This is a genomic window from Taklimakanibacter albus, from assembly GCF_016595235.1.
Lineage (GTDB): Bacteria > Pseudomonadota > Alphaproteobacteria > Rhizobiales > Aestuariivirgaceae > Taklimakanibacter > Taklimakanibacter albus.
The window spans coordinates 1298222-1316801 of the sequence record NZ_JAENHL010000007.1 but is presented as its reverse complement, the minus strand read 5'-3'; the positions used below and the strand labels follow the sequence as shown (position 1 = coordinate 1316801).

At 62.3% G+C, this 18580-nt stretch carries 14 protein-coding genes; 6 read left to right on the top strand and 8 right to left on the bottom strand.

Going from position 1 to position 18580, the window contains the following annotated elements; translation table 11 throughout:
- Nucleotides 1-6 precede the first annotated feature (6 nt).
- Entirely contained in the window at nucleotides 7-2019 is a 2013-nt protein-coding gene (locus JHL16_RS17760; protein WP_200186193.1) for a CocE/NonD family hydrolase, read from the bottom strand.
- A gap of 341 nt (nucleotides 2020-2360) precedes the next feature.
- Between JHL16_RS17760 and speE the strand changes: the two genes are divergently transcribed.
- Nucleotides 2361-3209, top strand: a complete 849-nt coding sequence (speE, locus tag JHL16_RS17755; RefSeq protein WP_200186192.1) for a polyamine aminopropyltransferase — start codon at nucleotides 2361-2363, stop codon at nucleotides 3207-3209.
- 346 nt (nucleotides 3210-3555) lie between these two features.
- Here the strand turns inward: speE and JHL16_RS17750 are convergent, their stop codons facing one another.
- From JHL16_RS17750 to JHL16_RS17740, 3 genes are all read right to left on the bottom strand, one after another.
- The gene (locus JHL16_RS17750) at nucleotides 3556-4794 is read right to left on the bottom strand and encodes a porin family protein (protein WP_200186191.1); all 1239 of its coding nucleotides are present in this window, start codon (nucleotides 4792-4794) and stop codon (nucleotides 3556-3558) included.
- 414 nt (nucleotides 4795-5208) lie between these two features.
- Nucleotides 5209-5481 carry a DUF4242 domain-containing protein gene (locus tag JHL16_RS17745; RefSeq protein WP_200186190.1) on the bottom strand — a complete coding sequence of 91 codons (273 nt, stop codon included), beginning with the start codon at nucleotides 5479-5481 and terminating at the stop codon, nucleotides 5209-5211.
- A gap of 71 nt (nucleotides 5482-5552) precedes the next feature.
- On the bottom strand, nucleotides 5553-8174 hold the full coding sequence (locus JHL16_RS17740; RefSeq protein WP_200186189.1) for a helix-turn-helix transcriptional regulator: 2622 nt from the start codon (nucleotides 8172-8174) through the stop codon (nucleotides 5553-5555).
- A 217-nt stretch (nucleotides 8175-8391) separates the two neighbouring features.
- On the opposite strand from JHL16_RS17740, the gene JHL16_RS17735 reads away from it, so the two are divergent.
- A complete protein-coding gene (locus JHL16_RS17735) occupies nucleotides 8392-8805 on the top strand; it encodes a DUF4339 domain-containing protein (RefSeq protein ID WP_200186188.1) in 414 nt (137 codons plus the stop codon).
- Nucleotides 8806-8864: 59 nt separating this feature from the next.
- Here the strand turns inward: JHL16_RS17735 and JHL16_RS17730 are convergent, their stop codons facing one another.
- Nucleotides 8865-9998, bottom strand: coding sequence for a glycoside hydrolase family 3 protein (locus JHL16_RS17730; protein WP_200186187.1), 1134 nt, complete (start codon nucleotides 9996-9998; stop codon nucleotides 8865-8867).
- Nucleotides 9999-10158: 160 nt separating this feature from the next.
- Here JHL16_RS17730 and JHL16_RS17725 point away from each other — a divergent pair, with 160 nt between their 5' ends.
- Together JHL16_RS17725 and JHL16_RS17720 are read left to right on the top strand one after the other, a co-directional pair.
- The gene (locus tag JHL16_RS17725) at nucleotides 10159-10935 is read left to right on the top strand and encodes a class I SAM-dependent methyltransferase (RefSeq protein ID WP_200186186.1); all 777 of its coding nucleotides are present in this window, start codon (nucleotides 10159-10161) and stop codon (nucleotides 10933-10935) included.
- 112 nt (nucleotides 10936-11047) lie between these two features.
- Nucleotides 11048-12091 carry an OmpA family protein gene (locus JHL16_RS17720; RefSeq protein ID WP_246770963.1) on the top strand — a complete coding sequence of 348 codons (1044 nt, stop codon included), beginning with the start codon at nucleotides 11048-11050 and terminating at the stop codon, nucleotides 12089-12091.
- 221 nt (nucleotides 12092-12312) lie between these two features.
- On the opposite strand, the gene JHL16_RS17715 is transcribed toward JHL16_RS17720, so the two are convergent.
- The 3 genes from JHL16_RS17715 to JHL16_RS17705 all read right to left on the bottom strand — a co-directional run bounded on the left by JHL16_RS17715 (nucleotide 12313) and on the right by JHL16_RS17705 (nucleotide 16171).
- Nucleotides 12313-13572, bottom strand: a complete 1260-nt coding sequence (locus JHL16_RS17715) for a porin (RefSeq protein WP_200186185.1) — start codon at nucleotides 13570-13572, stop codon at nucleotides 12313-12315.
- Nucleotides 13573-13991: 419 nt separating this feature from the next.
- Complete coding sequence (locus JHL16_RS17710) at nucleotides 13992-15311, bottom strand: porin family protein (RefSeq protein WP_200186184.1); 1320 nt, start codon at nucleotides 15309-15311, stop codon at nucleotides 13992-13994.
- Nucleotides 15312-15784: 473 nt separating this feature from the next.
- The gene (locus JHL16_RS17705) at nucleotides 15785-16171 is read right to left on the bottom strand and encodes a winged helix-turn-helix transcriptional regulator (protein ID WP_200186183.1); all 387 of its coding nucleotides are present in this window, start codon (nucleotides 16169-16171) and stop codon (nucleotides 15785-15787) included.
- Between the two features lie 589 nt (nucleotides 16172-16760).
- Here JHL16_RS17705 and JHL16_RS17700 point away from each other — a divergent pair.
- Both JHL16_RS17700 and JHL16_RS17695 read left to right on the top strand, forming a co-directional pair.
- Nucleotides 16761-18035, top strand: a complete 1275-nt coding sequence (locus JHL16_RS17700) for a TetR family transcriptional regulator (RefSeq protein ID WP_200186182.1) — start codon at nucleotides 16761-16763, stop codon at nucleotides 18033-18035.
- A gap of 98 nt (nucleotides 18036-18133) precedes the next feature.
- The gene (locus JHL16_RS17695; protein WP_200186181.1) at nucleotides 18134-18556 is read left to right on the top strand and encodes a winged helix-turn-helix transcriptional regulator; all 423 of its coding nucleotides are present in this window, start codon (nucleotides 18134-18136) and stop codon (nucleotides 18554-18556) included.
- Nucleotides 18557-18580: the final 24 nt, after the last annotated feature.

Here is an 18580-nt window from a genome sequence, read left to right as displayed (position 1 = left end):
GCCGCTTCAACAGAAGTCGCGTTTAATGGTGCGCGTCGCACCCTTGCTGTGGATGACGCGGCCCTTCTCGCGTGCCTCGATCTGCCAGGTCAGATAAAAATTCCCGGCATCGGCGGTGAGCTCGGTACGCGATTTTGCTTCCATGTCGGAGGGACCGCTTCTGATCGCCCAAGCATATTCGGTCACGAGCTTCGCCGACAAGGGATCGTCGGGGTGGATGAAGAACGTGTCGTTGTTCCAGGATGACGTGACGATGCCGCGATCGTCGATCGACTGCGTGCCGCCGTCGCTTCTGAGCTTGATGGTGCGAATGCCTGAACCCAGATCGTCCTCGACGGTTTTGGTGACCGCGCCTGCGGTGATATCGGTCGAGGGAACGGGCGGGGCGATCTCGGCCGGCTCGAATCTCACCGATGTATCGCGGGGACCCGCCGGGCGCACCGGCAGGCGGATGGTCGACAGCCCGGTCCTGATCGTCGCGGTGGCGAGCGTCGGCTGCGGCCACAGGACGAACCAATGCTGGGTGGCGAGCGCCAGGCGGATGCGATGGCCGGCTGGGATCTCGCGGGCAAAATCGTTGAGCTTCAGTTTGACCTTGAAGGGCTTGCCGACCGGGCAATCTTCCGGGAATTCATGGCTGTCGCGGTGGCTCAGATTGAGCACGCCATAGGTCATCAGCGCCGAAGTACCGTCCGGGTAAACGTCACACAATCGCGCGGCGAGATTGACCTTCGGCACGTCGACTGTGAGCTCGAGCTCGATCTCGGGCGCGCCCAAAAGCGTGATCGCTTCGGCAAGCGGCTCGGTGTCGAAACACAAAGCCTGGCCGTCCTCACGGCGCTGGTCGATGGCGAGATCGGGCGAGGTGCCGCCATAGCCGCCCCAGCGACCGCAATCGGTGCCGGCGGTGGCAGGCGAGCGCACCGACCGTTCGGCGCCGGTCTTTGCCTCGCGATCGAGACCGATCGGATTGAGATAACGTGTCTGCCAGTCAATGCGGGGGCTGGGCCAGGCCTCCTCGGCGACCCAATGGCCTCTATGCGTTTCGTAATAGGAACGCGGACGCTCCTCCTCGATGACGAAGACGCGATAGAGCGGCTCGTCCATGATGCCGGTCGCCTCGCCGGCCAGCCAGTATTTCCACCAGCGCAGCGCTTCCTGCAGATAGCCGATCTGCGGGCCCGGATTGCCGCGGCAGGGAAAGGCATGTGTCCACGGGCCCATGATGGCGCGCTTGGGGGAGGAGAGGCCTTCGAGCAAACGGGCCACGGAATTGGAGTAGCTGTCCTCCCAGCCGCACACCGCCAGCACGGCGCAGTCGATCTTCGAGAAGTCCTCGCAGACCGATCCCTGTTTCCAATAGGCATCGCGGCACTGATGCCGCAGCCAATGCTCCGACCAGGAGGTGTTGGCCTCGAGGCGCTTCAGCCACATGTCGCGCCAGGCGTCGCCGACGATCTGCGGATCGGGCGGCATGGCGTTCTTCACCAGCATGAAGTTCGACCACATCTCGTCTTCGGTGATCAGCGCGCCGCCCATATAATGGACGTCATCGGCATAGCGGTCGTCGGTCGAGCACAAGGTGATGATCGCCTTCAGCGCCGGCGGGCGGCGGGCGGCAACCTGGAGCGAATTGAAGCCGCCCCAGGAAATGCCGACCATGCCGACATTGCCGTTGCACCAGGCTTCCGCGGAGAGATGTGCGATGATCTCGCAAGCATCTTCCTGCTCGCGCGGGAGATATTCATCGGCGAGCAGGCCGTCCGAATCGCCAGCGCCCCTGATATCGACGCGGCAAACGGCGACGCCGAAGCCCGCCCAATAGGCCTGGATCTCGACGTCGCGGAAGACGGTGCCGTCACGCCGGCGGTAAGGGACCATCTCGACGACGAGCGGAACCTTGTCCTTCGTCTTCGGCTTCCACAAAGTGGTTGCGATCCGGGTGCCGTCGGCGAGGGTGATCCACAAGGGATCGACGACCTCCACCGCATAGGGGAATTCTGTTCTTATATCCGCCATGGCGTTTCCTTGTTGAACGAATGTATAACAAGGAATAGCGGACTTTCAACGGCCTATTTTCACTTTTTCGCTGGAGCATAACTTCCGGTGGAGGAAGGCGTCGCGGGCAGCGCCTAACTTGTTGAAAGGACTTGCCTGTCGCGCATATGGACCATCCCGGCGGCGACATACGCCTCGCGACATCGGTATCGGCAGTTCCTAGGCTGGCGAGGCTCACCACCACGGCAAAGGCAGGTGGCGGTCGCTCGATCGTTCATCACGACTGAAGGCCTGCACGCCTTGCAGTAGGGCGCCCAAGTGGCTATTCGACTCCCGGTTCGTATTCCGGGAGACCAGATTTCATGCCGCAGGATTTCGTCGAAAGCCTTCATGCCGATTATGGCCAGCGCTTCAGCGTGGATGAGGTGCTTTATGAAACGCGCACCGAGCACCAGCATCTGGTGATCTTCCGCAATAAGCGCATGGGCCGGGTGCTGGCGCTCGACGGCGCGGTGCAGACGACCGAGGCCGACGAGTTCATCTATCACGAGATGCTGGCGCATGTGCCGATCCTCGCCCATGGCGCGGTGCGCAAGGTTTTGATCGTCGGTGTCGGTGATGGGGGCATCGTGCGGGAAGTCACGCGCCACAAGAGCATCGAGGAGATCGTTGCCGTCGAAATCGACCAGGCGGTCATCGACATGTGCCTCAAATATCTGCCGAACCATTCGGCTGGCTCGCTCGACGATCCGCGCCTCAAGCTCGTCATCGCCGACGGGCTCGACTATCTGCGTGATGCGGCCGAGAAATTCGACGTGATCCTGTCGGATTCGACCGATCCGATCGGTCCCGCCGCCAGCCTGTTCAGCAGCGATTTCTATCGTCTGAGCCGGGAGCGCCTCAATGAGCGCGGCATTCTCTCGACGCAGAATGGCGTGCCGTTCCTGCAGCCCGATGAATTACGCAAGACGGCGAAGAACCTGGCGCAATCCTTTCCCGACCGGCATTTCTTCCATGCCGCGGTGCCGACCTATATCGGCGGCAGCATGAGCTTCGGCTGGGGGGCGATGGATCCACAAGCGCGCCATGTGCCGGTCGAGACCCTGCGCCAGCGTTTCGCCGCGAGCGGTCTCAAGACGCGCTACTACAATCCCGAGATCCACCAGGCGTCATTCGCGTTGCCGCAATATATGCTCGACCTGATGGCTTAGTTGTCCGCGACAGGCATACAGAATCCTCACCCTGAGGTGCCCGGCGAAGCCCGGCCTCGAAGGGTTTGTTGCCGCGCTTTCGCTCTATCCTGAGGGATGCTTCGAGGCTCGCTTCGCTCGCACCTCAGCATGAGGGGTTGTGATTCCTAGCTTAGGGAAATCGCAGCCAGATGGCGTAATTTATCTGGCGCAGAGGTCCCATAAGTACCCTCACCCTGAGGTGCCCGGCGAAGCCGGGCCTCGAAGGGTTTGTTGCCGCGCGCTCGCTTCATCCTGAGGGATGCTTCGAGGCTCGTTTCGCTCGCACCTCAGCATGAGGGGTTGTGGGAGATTCCTCGTTCAGGGGTCAGGGGAAACGCAGCCAGGTGGCGAAGAATATCTCAAGGCTGTCGTCATTGCCGATGACATGGTCCTCGGTGACGGCATCCTTGTAGTCTACATAGGCGGCGCCGGCGCCGAGGGTGAGCTGGCTGACCGGGTCCCAATAGAGACCGCCGCCTAAGCCCAGCGCTTGGCCGGCGATATCGTAGTCTTCGATGCCGGCGCCGAGCTCGAGGCGGGTCTGCTCGGTGAGCTGGGCGAGGAGGCCGATGGAGCCGGCCCAGAAGTCCTCATCCGCCGTCAGCGGGCTCAGATTGTTGTAGAAGCTCGATGTGCCTTCGCCCAGAACCGCGCCGGCGGTGATGAGGATACCTTCGGCGATGTCCAGCGTGGCGCCGCCGCCGAACGCCCAGTCATCGGCGCCGTGATCGTCGGATTGATAATAGCCGACGATCTGGCCGGTGAAGGGCTTGTTCGTGTACATGAGATAGGCCTGGAGCGAGGGCATATCGCTCTTGTCGATCGTCTCGCCTTCCGCATCGGTGATGTCGTCCGGGTCCTCGAGCGAGATGGCGGCCGAGACCGTCCCGTCGGAATAGGTCAGGCGCATCTGCTCGCTGTAAGGATTCGACATGCCGAAAGAGCTCGTCGGGCCTGAGGCGCCATTCCAGTCCCAGCCCACCTGCAAGGCGGACGTGCTGTCGTTGTTGCCGGCCATGAATTCCCAGTTGGGCGCAAATTTCCACCAGCCATAGGCATAGTTGATGCCGACATCTTCGGCATAATCGGTGAGATTGCCGCCGCCCGAGGCCTGCAGGCGCAGATAGCCGCCCACCTCGCCGACCGCCGTATCGGTCTTGCCGGTGACGACGATGCGGCCGCGCGTCGTGACGTCGAGATTATCGCCGTCCTCCCAGTCCGTATAATACAAGGCGGCGCGGATTTCGCCGGAGACCGAAACCTCGGCGGCGGGGGCGGCATCGGCAGCCGGCAACACCGATAGCGTGAAGCCCTGGTCGGCTCTCACCCGGTCGGCGGCGCGGCGTGGCACCAGACTTTCGGAATGTCCCTGGCCGTCGCGGATCGACAGGAGGCTGTAGCCCGGCGCCGACACGGCTTGCGGTTGCGTCTCGAGGTCCGACACGCGCGCCTGCAACAAGGCGAGCTCACTCTTCAGATTGCTGAGATCGTCGGCTGCGGCGCCCATGGCCATGGCGGCCAAAGCGACCCCGCCCAGAAGCACGTGCTTCCCGAGATTTGTCACGGTTTCCCCTCCCCAACAGAGATCAAGCACTGCGTTGCGAAATTGATCTGGAATGCCGTCTTCCCCCAAAAGTGAATCGGGGTCGGACTTATGTTGAACTATCGTTCAACAAGGCGCAACAGATTTTTGACGAAAGGGGAGGGCAGTATGGGTGGCGCACCGGAGCATCCTCTGCGTGTGATCACTTCCTCAGAGTGTGTTCCGTATTGTTTTCACATGTCAGCCCGATGTCTTTCAGCTGGTAGTCGTTCAGCCGATGAAGCTTGGCGAGGCGTGGAGCTTCGTCGCCCGCGTGTGGGCGGACAAACAATGCCCGCAGCAATCGCCGTGCCTGGGGGAGGATGGCGGCGATTGCCGGGGCGTCTGCCGGCTCCTCCCGGTCATCGTCACCGGAAGGAGCGTCGCAGGAACAGGTCATAGATAGAAATAGGGATCGAGCACGCGGACTTCGGTGATGCGGTCGACCGGCAGGCCGTTGAGCTCGGCAACCTTGCGAATGGCTTCGGGCGTCGGCCCGTCATAGACGCAGAAGGTCTTCTTCTTGTCCTGGGTGACATAGGAATGCACCCAGGTGACGCCTTGCTCGGCATTGCGGCTGACGACCTTCAGCGTACCTTGGGCGCCTTTGGCGTCCATCGGAATTTCGAGGCCGGCGGGAAAGGTTCTTTCGATGATATAGCGGGGCATGAGGAAACTCCTGTGCAAGTGGACGGCCAGACTCTAAGCGCGCCGCTTCCGCCCCACATCGGGAGGTCTCCCTATTTTGGCGCCGCCATCTCCCTATTTTGGATGACGAGGCCCTGGGCGAGGGCTGCTGCCGCGGCCTCGGCGCGCGACCGCACCTGCAATTTCGCCAGGATCGACGAGACGTGATGATCGACGGTCTTCGACGAGATATGAAGTCTCGTGCCGATCAGCGCGTTGCTGAGGCCGCCCGCCAGGCAATCGAGAATGGTGATCTCGCGGACCGTCAGGCCGTGCGGGTTGCGCAAGGTGGTGGCACGGGGCCCCCGCGGAATGCGGCGTGTCCCCTGATCACGCATGTGCTGGCGCAGCATCTGGGCGGCGGGCGCGGCGCCGAGCCGGTCGAATATTTCGAGCGCCCGCAACTTCGCCGCCATGTCGCCGTCGGCCAGCGCGCGCGCCTCCTCATAGGGACATTTGAGATCTCGCCAGGCCGCGGCGGCGCCCTGCCAGTCGCCATCGATCTGCAGGGCAAAAGGCCTGGCGCACCAGCGCGGCGGCTGGACATCTTCTCCGGCACGCCGGCGCCAGAAGGTGAGCTCACCGATATGCCAGGGATGACGGTGATTGAAAGCGAGCTCATAGGCTGCCGTCGCCTCGGCGGCGACACGCTCCTTGTCGCCTTCGAACCACGCCGCCTCGGCGCGCGCCGCATGCACGGGGGCTAGGCGCTGCAGCGTATTGGTCTGGCGCGCCAGGTCGAGCGCCTCATCGAGCGCCAAAGCGGTGCCCGGATCGCCGCGCCGCGCCCTGAGGCGGCCCAAGGCGACCAAGGCCATGACCTTGCTGACGAGTGAGAAATTCGGACAGTTGACGACGGCGGTCGCGTGATTGCCCGCATCGCTCCAGCGGCCCTGATAGAGCAGGGTCAGAGCGAGCCAGGCGGACATGTAATTGTTGGAGTGATCGAGATCGCAATCCTCGGCATAGGCGATGCCTTCCCTGAGCAGCGCCTCGGCCTTGCCGAATTCGTAACGCTCGCCATACGATGAGCCCATATTCAGGAAGGCGAGGCCGACGACATCGTCCATGCCGCCGGCGCGGGCGAGGTCGAGACAGCGATTGAAATGCGGCAGTCCCTTGTCGTCACCGCTCACCAGCATGGCGGCACCCACCACCAGCTCGGCCGCGGCCAATGTCGGCTTGTCGTCGAAGCGTGTCGCCAGCTCGATTGCCCGCTTGCCCCAATGCACCGCCGGCGCCTTGTCGCGATCGAGCATGCGCAAATGCGCCTGCATGCGGCAGGCGGCCGCCAATTCGCGGGTCGGCGGCATCGCCTCGAGAAGGGCGATCGCCCTTTGGCTCACTTCTTCAGCGGCGGCATTCTGGCCGCTGCGCACCAGCGGCCAGGCGAGATTGGAAAGGGCAGCCCCTTCCTGCAGAGAGTTGCCGGCTTCATGCCAGAGCACCACGGCCTCACGCCGCGCGGTGATCGCGTCGGCGAGATTGTCGACGATCGCACATTGCTCGGCATAAAGATCCAGCAGCCTGGCGCGCTCGGCGGCGGGCCGCGCCACCGCAAATGTCAGCGTGCGCTTATATTGCGCGGCGGCGGCGCGATGGGCGCCGGCCGAAGCGGCCGTCTTGGCCGCCGCCGGTCCGTAATCGAGAACCGAAGCGGTGTCCTCGGCGCCTTCGGCGAGATGCGCCAGTTGCGCCAGATCACCGCGCTCGATGCCTGACGCCCGGATCGCGGCGAGCACCCGGCGGCTCAGATCGCGGAAGCGCCCGGGAGGCATCGCCGCCAGTATCGCATCGCGCACCAATTCATGGCGGAAGATGATGTCCTCGCCCGCCATTTCAAGAATTCCCGCGCGCATGGCGGTGTCGATCGTATCGGCGTCGGCGCCGCAGATCGCTTCGAGCTTGGCCTCGCGCATGCGACTGCCGATGATCGCGGCAGTTTCGAGAACATGCCGGACAGCGGGAGAAAGCCGTGCCAGGCGCGCCTGCACGGAGTCGTTTACCGAGCCTGGAATACCGCCTCCATCCGAGGAGAGGATCTCGGCGACGAAGAAGGGATTGCCCGCCGTCTGCCGGTGAAGAGCATCGGCGTCGAGCTCACGCCCGCCGATCAGATCGCGCACCGCGGCGAGCGTCAGGCGCGGCAGCGTGAGGCGTAAGGTGGTGTGCGAGGAGGCGAGATCGCCGAGCAGCAGGCGCAAGGGATGCCGGGCGCCCACCTCATCCTGACGATAGCTGAGGATGAGCAAGGCGCGCGTCTGGGCGATGCGACGGCCGAGATATTTGAGAAGATCGAGCGTCGCTTCATCGGCCCAATGGATGTCCTCGACGACGAGGAGGGTGGGCTCGGCCGGATCGCGCAGGAGCTCCAGCATGGTGGCGAAGAGCTGGGCGCGGGGTGCACCGCTTTCGAGCTGTGCCAATAGGCGGCCGCCGAGGCTGCGCGCAATGTCGTGCAGCGGAACGAGCGGCGTCGGCGTGAAGAGCGAATCGCAATAGCCGGTCAGCACGCGCGCCGATTTACCGTTCCGTGCGATGAAATGGCCAATGAGCGCGGTCTTGCCGATGCCGGCCTCGCCGCTGATCAGCGCAATGCGCCCGGTGCCGGCTGCCGCATCGTTCAAGGCGGCGGTGAGCAACTGCAGATCGTGGTCGCGTTCGAGAAGCGGCATGGCGGTGGCACGTCTTCGTTGCGGGGGGGCTTCTGATACCCGCGGGATACGGCCGGGAAAAGTGAAGTATTTCACAAATCGGGCTGAAAAGCTGAGATTTTTGCGGGGGTTCCCCGTGGGCCAAGGTTCCGTTCGGACTATGCAATATCTGGTTGATTGACCCGTCGAAATGCCTGTCGCATTAAGCCGGTGCGCGACGGGGTGGACGGGGATTCGGATGAGTGTGGCTGAATGGTTCTTCCTGCAGGGAACGAAGGAAGCGGGACCTTTCACGCGTGATCAGGTTCAGTCGCTGTTCCTGTCCGGGACAATCAGCAAAGAGACCCATCTGTGGCGTCCCGGCTATTCCGAGTGGCGTCCGCTGTCCGCATTCTCGGAAATCGAAATCGAGCCGCCGCGGCCCAGCTATGGCGAGAAGCAAAGGCGGAGGGGCCGATCGCGCGCCGCGCCGCGGCCATCAGGACAGAATATCGCCATCGCGCGCGACCAGGTGCTGGCCGCAAAAGCCGTCGGCAGCAAGACGAGAGCTCCGTGGTATGGCGACTTCACGATTGGACTTCTCCTGACCCTCGGTCTCGCCGGCGTGCTGGTCTGGCTGTACCGGCTGGAGTCGCTCCCGTTTCATCAGTAACGTTGCCGACAATCTTTCACCTAGTCAGTGACTGAGGCCCCTGGGGCGCGGAAAGCCGCCTAGATCTTCGCCGCCCCTGTCGCATTGGCCGGGACCGGTGCCCGGGGCCGGAGCGGCGCCAGGGCTGCATGCTGTTCATAGGTCTCCTCGCCGAGCCGCTTGACCTCATGTTTCGGGATATCGGCGAGCAGATCTTTGACTCGGTCGAAGGAGGCGCGGAAAGTCGCTTCCTTGAGGGTGCCCTCTTTCAGCCCTGCTTGCATGAAGTCGATCATCTTCAGGATGCGCGTCGTGTCGGCCCAATAAGCGCACATGCACAAGAGGTCGGCGCCGGCATTGACGATGCGCTGCGTCGTTTCCGGCTGGTCGAGCTTGGAGGAGATCGCCGCCATGCCGAGATCGTCGGTGACGACGACGCCCTTGAAGCCCAGCTCCTGGCGCAGAATGTCATTGAGGATGACGCGCGACATGGTGGCCGGAATGCCGGGATCGACCTGCGACACGACGATATGGGCGGTCATGAAGAGGCGCGTCTTGGCATCGGTGAAAGAGCGGAAGGCGGCGACTTCGCGCTTGCGGAAGGTGTCGGGATCGACATCGATGACGGGCAGCGAATAATGCGAGTCCACCCCCGTGTCGCCATGGCCGGGGAAATGCTTGGGACAGCCCAGCACGTCTTCCGCCTGCATCGCATCGAGGAACTGGCGCGCCGCCGCCGCCACTGCCTCGGGTGTCGTGCCGAAGGAGCGTGGCCCGATGACCGGATTGGCCGGGTTGGAATTGACGTCGACCACCGGCGCGAAATTCACATTGAAGCCGAGATGGCGCAATTCGACGCCCATGGCACGGCCGACGGAAGCAGCCTGGCTCGGCCATTCCCGCGCATAGGCGAAGGGCGTGATGGGAGCAGGCGGGCGCAGCACGCCGCCGCCCTCGTGGTCGATCGAGATGATGACCTCGTCGCGGCCGATATATTCGCGCACATCGGCGAGCAGTTTCGCATGCGAGGCCAGCCACTCCTCATAAGGCGCATTGGCGAGGAAATTGGCGCGGAACAGCACGACGCCGGCCGGGCGCAAAGTCGACAGGAGCCGCTTGTCGTGGTCGCCCAGCACCGGACTCTGCTGCAGGCCGATGAGGAAACGATGGCCGAAGGCTTGCGGTCCACGGCCGAGATCGAATTCCAGATCCATCTTTTATCCTCTGTCAGAAATGCCTGTGGCGGCGCGATTTGCTGATATGTCAGTCCAATTAGAACAAATCCCGCCAAAGTTGAAGACTTTGGCGATAAGGTGATTCCTCTTCACCGGGACGCGCATCTGGTGATCCAGATCTTAATCGAGGGCAATAAGCATGGCTAAATTCGGCGATCTCATGGTCGAGGCCCGGGAGCGGCCGTTCGAAGGCTGGGATTATTCCCTTGACGGGCGGATCGTCACCCAGGAGCCCTGGGACTTCGGTGGGCTTGTCGATGCCTTGGCGGCAGCCTCTCCCGATCTCCTCGATATGGGAACAGGCGGCGGCGAATGGTTGAGCCGGCGCCGGCTGCCCAAGCGGAGTGTGGCGACCGAGGGCTGGCTGCCGAATATACCGGTAGCCCAGGCCCGGCTTTCCCCCCTCGGTGTGGAGGTCATCGCGGTCGAAGGCGCGCCGGAAAATGTCGTGCAGGATCGGGGCGCGCCCGGCGGCGACCTGCCGTTTCCGGATGGGTCCTTTCATCTCGTGATCAGCCGGCATGAATCCTATCTGTCCCGCGAAGTCCTGCGCGTTCTGGCGCCCGGCGGGCGCTTCGCGACGCAGCAGGTCGCTTCCACGATCGCCCGGGACTTTCACCGGGTGCTCGGCCAAATGGCGCCGTCCATTTCCAGAATGTGGGACCTGGATTTCGCCGTGCGGCAGATCGTGGCCGCCGGATTCACAATCGAGGACAAGGCGCAAGGCACCGAGGTCATGCGCTTCGCCGATGTCGGCGCGCTCGCGTGGTATCTGAAGAACCTGCCTTTCATCATTCCTGATTTTTCCATCGATCGGGCCGCCGTGAAACTCGAGCAGCTTCATCACGCAACGGGCGAGGACGGCATCGAGGTGCGCCAGCCGGTCTTCCGCTTCACCGCTCTTGCCAAATCATGACCCAGGGGAAATAATGAGCTACCGGCGAGATGGGGCCTCAACGGAGCGTGATTCAATGCGACGAATGATTGGTAAAATCCTGCGGGCTGTGAGCGTCGCGGGTGTCTTGGTGATGTCGGCGGCTCCGGCCATGGCCGATGCGACCGAACCTACGGCGGATATCGAAGGCGCCAAGGACAATGGCTTGGTCAAGCGTTACGAAGGCTCCTTCATCGTCTCCTATGAGCGGTTCTCCTACACGGATTTCCGTGTGCCCCTGTCACCGCTGAAGCCCGTCGCGGACGCCGATGCCCGCGATCAGATGAACAACCGGATCCATGCGCCGGACAAGGTGATCGAGGCCGAAGGCGCCTTGACACGTCTCGCTTATGTGCTGCCGCCCGAACGGTCGCCCCTGGAAGTCCTGCGCAACTATCAGGATGTGATCGAAGCGGCGAAAGGCCAGGTCCTCTTCGAATGCAAGAAGGAGGAATGCGGCGGCGCGGCCGACCGGTCGAGCTCCGGCGGCGGCGGCGATATGAGCCTGATGATGTATTTCTTCCATGAGAGCGATCTGAAGGATGCCGGCTTCTCCAACGGCGCCTGCGCGCTGACCGCCGGCGTGAACGACCAGCGTTTCTTCGCCGCCAAGATCCCGCAGGAGGACGGTGATGCCTATGTCACCGTGCAGACCTTCTCGTTGATCGACGATCTCTACTGCAAGGCATTCAACGGCCGCACGATCGCCGTCGTCCATGTGCTCGAGCCCAAGGGGCGCGACAAGAAGATGGTCGTGGTCGAGGCGGCCGAGATGGCGGACTCGCTCACGACGACCGGCAGCATCTCGCTCTATGGCATCTTCTTCGATACCGACAAGGCGGATATCAAGCCGGAATCGGAGCCGACGCTCAAGGAGATCGCCAAGCTTCTCACCGACGCGCCGCAGATGTCGGTGATCGTCGTCGGTCACACCGATAGCCAGGGGGCGTTCGATTACAATATCGATCTGTCGGCGCGGCGGGCGAATGCGGTGAAGGCCGAGCTGGCGGCGAAATACGGCATCGCCGCCAACCGGCTGGTGGCCGCGGGCGCCGGCATGATGGCGCCGGTCGCCAGCAATGACGATGAAAAGGGCCGCGCCAAGAATCGCCGCGTGGTGCTGGTCAAGGCGAACTGAAGGGAACGAGGCGCGTACTGCGAAGCCCATGCTGTTCGACTATTCATCGCCGACGATCAGTTGAGCTTCGAGCAGCATGCGAAGGAAACCCGCCGCGGGCTCGAGCTCGCGATGAAGGGGCATTTCACACGGCGCAAATAAATGACCCCCGCAATTGGCCTTGCGGGGGTCTGTAAGCACCTAGGAGGAAGGTTGGTGCTTGGTCTCGTGTAGCCTCTGGCTTACGGGAAGCGCAGCCAGGTGCCGAAGAAGACTTCGAGGCTGTCCTCGTTGCCGATCACGTCGAGGCCGTCATTGTCGATGACAGCGGCATCCTTGAAGTCGATATAGGTGGCGCCGACACCCAGGGTGACCTGGCTGACCGGATCCCAGTAGACGCCGCCGCCGAAGCCCAGAGCCTTGCCCGCGTCATCATAGTCCTCATAGCCGACGCCCAATTCGAGACGGGTATCGTCGGAGAGGTTGGCGAGAATACCGGCCGATCCGGCCCAGAATTGCTCGTCCGTCGTGAGCGGGGAGAGGTTGGCCGCGTAGCTCGACGTGCCTTCGCCGAAGACGGCGGCGCCCAACAGCTGGATGCCTTCGGTGATGTTGACGGCCGCGCCACCGCCGATCGCCCAGTCGTCATTATCGCCGGCATCGTCCTTCTGATAGAGGCCGACGATCTGAGCGGTGAAGCTGTCGGTCGAATACATGAGGTAGCTCTGCACCGCCGGAATGTCGCCGGTGTCACCGTTGATGACTTCGCCATTGCGCAGATATTCGGCATTATCCGGATCCTCCAGCGCGAGGGCGAAGGAGAGCGGCCCTGACGAGTAGGTCAGGCGGATCTGCTCGTTATAGGGGTTGGACGGACCAAAGGTGCGGGTCGGCCCGGTGGCGGCAAGCCAGTCCCAGCTGGTCAGCAGCACGGCGGTATTGTCGTTATAGCCGGCCATCAGCTCCCATTCTGGGGCGAATTTCCACCAGCCATAGGCCTTGTTCATCTTCACATTTTCGGAATAGTCGCCGAAATCGCCGCCGCCATTGGATTGCAGACGGAAGTAGCCGCCGACTTCGCCGACAGCGGTGTCGGCCTTGCCCTTGATGAAGATACGGCCGCGGATATTGATGTCCGCATTGTCATCATTGCGGAAGTCCGAGTAGAGCAAAGCGGTGCGGATTTCGCCGGACACCGACACTTCGGCGGCGGGAGCCGCATCGGCGGTCGGGACGACCGACAGCGTGAAGCCCGATTCGTCGCGAACGCGATCGGCCGAACGCTCGGGAACGAGTGTTCCGAAGTTGCCCTGGCCGTCACGGATCGACAGCAGGCTGTAACCCGACGGCATCGAGGCCTGCGGCTGCGCCTCAAGCTGCGTCACACGCGACTGGAGGGTTTCAATCTGCGCCTTGAGCGCGCTGAGATCGTCGGCGCGGGCAGCGGTGGCTGTCACGGCAACCGCCGCACCGCCCAAAAGCGCCCATTTCATCGTTTTCATTATTAGTCTCCATCAATGCAGCGAAACGCACTTTGTTGCGTTCTTGATACAATTCTCCCGAAGAGCGCTGTATCAACCCCCACTCTGTGAATCGAGGTTGAACGGATACTTATCCGAGGTTGGCTGAAATACAATTGGTCGGCACGCGGACGGGATCGATTAATTCCGGCTGTGCGGTTTTTGTAACAGGAACAGGAATGTGTGTCGGAGTCGCAATGATTAGAGAACGACGATGCGTAGAAGTGGCGTGCGTTCGGTTACAATAAAGTCTGTCGCTTATGAGCGTGTGCGTTGGTAACCTGTCGTGCAACGCAAAAAGAAACCCCCGCAATGCGATTGCGGGGGTCCCTGTAGGGGATCGGAACTCAGCGTCCAGAAGTGGGAACTACCGGCACTAAATCACAATCCTCGTCCCTTTATCAGGGGAAGCGCAGCCAGGTGCCGAAGAACACCTGGAGGCTGTCTTCGTTGCTGTCGTCCACGAAAGCGAGGTTGCCCAGGCCATCGGTGCCGACATCCTGGCGATCGCCGTAGTCGATGTAGGTCGCGCCGACGCCGAGAGTGACCTGACTGACCGGATCCCAGTACACGCCACCGCCGAAGCCGAGAGCGGTACCGGCATTGTCGTAGTCCTCATAGCCGACGCCCAGCTCGAGGCGGGTGTCTTCCGAGAGATTGGCGAGAATGCCTGCGGACGCGCCCCAGAATTCTTCGTCAACCGTCAGCGGGCCGAGGTTGTTGGCGTAGGAGTTGGTGCCTTCGCCGTAGACTGCGCCAACGGTCAGCTGGAACATCTCGCCGAGGCCGACGGTGGCACCGCCGCCGATCGCCCAGTCGGCGTCATCACCGAGAGTGTCGTCCTGATAGAGAGCGACGATCTGACCGGTGAAGGCATCCGACGAGTACATCAGGTAGCCCTGAACGGCCGGGATGTCGCTGCGGTCGGCAGCGTCAGCTTCAACGACGAAGTCGTCGCCGCCGCCAGCCGCCTTGTCAGCGCCGAAGTTGACCGCGTAACCCGTCGCGCTGTCCGGATCTTCGACCGCGATGGCGAAGGAGAGCGGGCCGGACGAGTAGGTCAGGCGCATCTGCTCGTTAGCCGGGTTCGACGGACCGAAGGAAGCGACCGGGCCGGTGGCCGCGAGCCAGTCCCAACCCACCTGAAGAGCGGCGGTGTTGTCGTTATAACCGGCCATCAGCTCCCATTCCGGAGCGAACTTCCACCAGCCATAGGCCTTGTTCATCTTGGTGTTCTCGGAGTAGTCGCCGAAATCACCACCGCCATTGGCCTGGAGACGGAAGTAGCCACCGACTTCACCCACGGCCGTGTCGGCCTTGCCCTTGATGAAGATACGGCCACGGACGTTGATGTCCGCGTTGTCGTCGTTCTCGTAGTCCGTGTAGATCAAGGCGGTGCGGATTTCGCCGGACACCGACACTTCGGCAGCCGGAGCCGCGTCAGCGGTCGGAACGACCGAGAGCGTGAAGCCCGATTCTTCACGGACGCGATCAGCAGCGCGTTCCGGCAGAACGCCCTGGAAATTGCCCTGGCCGTCGCGGATCGACAGCAGGCTGTAGCCCGACGGCATCGAGGCCTGCGGCTGAGCTTCGAGCTGGGTCACGCGCGACTGCAGGGTTTCGATCTGCGCCTTGAGAGCGCTGAGATCATCAGCCCGGGCGGCGGTGGCCGTCACGGCGAGAGCCGCACTGCCCATGAGCGCCCACTTCAACATGTTCATTTTATTCTCCCTCAAAACAGCGACAATCGCCGTGTTGCGATAGTACGACAAATTTCCCCCTGGGGAATATTGCCCAAAACCTCTCTTCAATGAATCGAGGTTACTGGTTGGATACTTTTCGCCGGAACGGATTGCAATTCCCGCCTGCGTTGCGGAAGACGATTTGTCAGCTGCTGTGCGGTTTTTGTAACAGGGACAAAGAGGTAACTTAGAGTCGCGCGACAGTGACGGAAATGTGACAAGCGCGTGGACAGGAAAAGTGGAGGCCGACTTTCCGTCCGATCATGCGCTAAAGTTAAGGCTCCGATCGCGTTTGTCCCTTCAGGTCGAATTGACTTCAGGCGATCGTGATCCAGGGAGTCTTCAAGTTACATGCATGTAACTTTGAGACCTGCTTCGTCGGCGATGGTCGTAAAATAAAGACGCGGCGGTAGTGTTCCGCCGCGTCACTGAGATGCAAAAAGTGATGGAGTCTACTGCTCAGTCGTCTGAGCTTCGAATTCGCGGCGCGCCGTCTCGAACGCAGTCTGGTGCTCCATCGTCCAGCCCATGATCTCCTGGGCGTGATGAAGAAACTGCTGGCCGAGCTCGGTGAGCCTGTATTCGACGCGTGGCGGCACCACCGGGTAGACGCGGCGCGTAACGAGGCCGTCGCGCTCGAGCTGCTTCAGCGTGCGCGTCAATACGCGCGATGAAATCGGCGTCGATCGCTCGATCTTGCGCTTCAGGTCGGTGAAGCGGATCGGCTCGCCGGCCGCCTCATGGATGACACGCACGCTCCATTTGTCGCCCAAACGCGAGAGTATCTCGCGCACGACAATGAACTCGTCGTCGCTGCTCGCCCTGTTCGTAGAGGACATTGAATCGCTTTCCTGCGTCGAGAGGCTCATCTGACTACCACATAGTTCATTTCGGAAGATTTCACGGATTTGCATATAAGGAATGTGAGTCATGCTCACAATGAAGATTGAGTATCAAATTGTATTCGCGGCGCATGCTCGCCAGTGTCAGGATCGTCTCGATCACGAGGCAGTGAGTTGACGCGAAGTCCGGCACGCACGGCGTAACCATTCATGATCGGCGCTTCCTATGAGCGCGATACGGCGGAAGTTCGGCGGCGGACCGGGGCAGAGCCTGGCGATACGTGACCGCCCGCCTTCGCGCTCTCCATCTCGCGCAATCTGAGCGCCCGATCGAAGTAATGATTCATGAACGAGTCGTCGTCCGCTTCAGCGGAGTCCTGCCTTATATCCGTCATCAATGACCTCATGAAGATTTCATGTCATCGAACGAACCTGAACAACGCGAAATCACGTTGTTCAGGTTCTCTGCCCCCGGTCCATGACCGGATTGTAGGTGCCCGTGGTTGAAGTCACCGACGAGAACCTGTATGTTACTTGCTAGTCACTATTCTGTGACTGATCAGTAACAAAGTCAAGCAGAAAACTGGTGGCCGCCGGCAAAAGCAAAATCGATACCGTGAGGCCGCGCGAACGCATTCTCGATGCGGCGCGTGATCTCTTTGGCCAGCGCGGTGTCCAAGCCGTCGGTGTCGATGAGATCGCGGCCGCCGCCGACAGCAATAAAATGACGCTCTACCGGCATTTCGGCTCGAAGGAGAATTTGGCGATTGCCTGCCTGCGTGCCGTCATCGATGAGATCGACGGCAAATGGCGGGCGGCCGAAATGTACGACAATCCCGCCGGCGCGCTCGATGACTGGATCGTCAAGATGGCGAAGGGATGTGCGAGCGGCGACAGTCGCAGCGAGCTCATCTTCGCCGTGTTCCGGCAGGCGCGGGAAGATGCCGCCGCCCGCCCTTTGCTGGACGCCTTCATCCTGCGGCATCGCAGGCGAATGGCCGACATATGCCGAAGGTCCGGCATTGCCGACGGCGACATACTCAGCGAGGCGCTGATGCTGCTCGCGCATGGCATCCGCGCCAATCCGTGGGGGCTCGCCAGCGCGGGCCGCAGCGCGTTGTTTTCGGCGCGCGCCCGCTTGCTGGTGCGGTTGTTCAGAGCTGGGCCTAAGGCGCCGACATCCGTTTCCGCCTCCGGCAGGTCGAAGCCGGCAGGCAAGCGCAGGGCGGTGCCGGCATCACGGGGCAATCCCAGGCCGCGCGAGCGCATACTCGCCGCCGCCTGCGCGCTCATTCAGAAGCACGGCGTCCAGGACGCCAGTGTCGATGAAATCGCCGCCGTCGCCAACAGCAACAAGATGACGCTCTATCGTCATTTCGGCTCCAAGGAGAATCTGGCCGTTCACTGCTTCAAGGCCGCTCTGGCCGAGGCCGAGGCCATTCTGAAGGAGATCGATACAGCCTGTGGGGGTGATGCCACAGCCCAGCTGCAAAGCTACCTCAAGCTCATCGCCGACGCATTGGCACGAACCGACCGGCGCCTCGAGATGATCGGCATGGCGATGCAGGCCATGCGCAGCGAGGAATTGGGGCAAGGACTGATGCGCGATTTCGAAATCCGCGAGCGCAAGCGGCTGACGCGCATCTGCCGAGCGCTCGGCGTTGCCGATTTCGAGGCGCTGGCCGACAGTTTGATTCTCGTTCTGCATGGTATCGATTCGGATCCATGGGGATTGAACGGCGCGCGCCAGAGCACTCTCTATCTGTCGGTCGCCGGCGCGATCGTGGACATATTCAGGGCGCAACCGGCGAAGCCGCTGCGCCGCCGCGGTGGAGCTTCATCCGTGAAACAGGCGAAATAGATCGCCGCGTCGGGCTTGTGCGTAAGTGACAAAGTTGTCACGTCTTGCGAGCCCATTGCAGCGTCCTATATGTCGGCAATCTGCAGAGAGGGCCTATCATGCTCACATCGGAGAAGGACACCGGACAGCGCGGTCAGGAGACGAAGGCGGTGGACGGTATCGAGCATCGCGTGATCATCCGCGAGCTGTTCGAGCATATCGGTGACGATGCGACGCTGCGGCTGGCCTGGTACCTCAACGAAACCCCGGCGCGGCTCAACGAGCTGCGCGATTTCGTGGCGGACGTGTCGCAAAGGAAGTTCAGCCTCGCCTTGCGCCAGCTGATCCGTAACGGCTTCGTATCGCGGCGTCATTCCGACACCTTCCCGTCCTGGACGATCTACAGCCTGACGCCGATGGGCGCCGCCTTCCTCGATCGGGTGACGGAACTGGCCCACTGGATCGACGCACATGGCCAGGACATCAAGTCGGCGCGCGGCCGGTTCGAGAAGCGTAGCGTCAGGATGCTCGACGCCGCGTGAGGGCCGATTTGCCCCGGCCAGGAC